The following is a 566-nucleotide window of genomic DNA, read 5'->3' on the forward strand; positions in this document are numbered from 1 at the left end:
GTCCATGTCATCGCCTCCGCTCGGCCACGTACCACCCTCAACAGCCAGAATTGCGGATTGGACAGGAGTACGATCAGATCGCGCAGGAGCCTTCCTTTGGACGATGCGCCTTCTGTCGCTGCATCCAGCACCTGGATGACAGTGGTCGAACAATTGCGCGCCGTCAGGTTATAGGTATTGTCTCGCGAGTAGAGCGTCCAGAAGTGGCGCACCGCCTCGGGCCGGAACCGGTGGAACGTCACCTTCTGGTCTGGCATGCACCAGGCCGCTGCCTCTTGCTCCAGAGATACGTTGAACCGACCCGCCACGTCGTTTTCGTGCCCTGCAGAAAGGAGCGCACGAAAGTCGTCTGGATTGTGGTCGATATCGTTTGCCGGATAGTGGCTTACATAGATGTCCGGCGGCATTTCGAGGGCGGCATGCCCCGTGGAAATGACGCCGTTCTTGTCTACGGCGGCAATATAGCGATCGATCAGGATCCGCCGGTCCGGATCGGCGATGGAGCCCGTCGCTGTCCAAACCAGGACGTTCAGTTCCTCCCGTTCCGAGTTCCATCTGTCCTCCAC

Annotated in this window: 1 protein-coding gene; it reads right to left on the reverse strand. The window is 59.4% G+C overall.

The features are described 5' to 3' along the window. Positions 1-566: lipoprotein N-acyltransferase Lnb domain-containing protein (locus tag AB4Z23_RS28000; protein ID WP_441361242.1), on the reverse strand; the 566-nt coding region annotated here is incomplete at both ends.

This window comes from Agrobacterium sp. MCAB5 (genome assembly GCF_052114365.1).
GTDB lineage: Bacteria > Pseudomonadota > Alphaproteobacteria > Rhizobiales > Rhizobiaceae > Agrobacterium > Agrobacterium tumefaciens.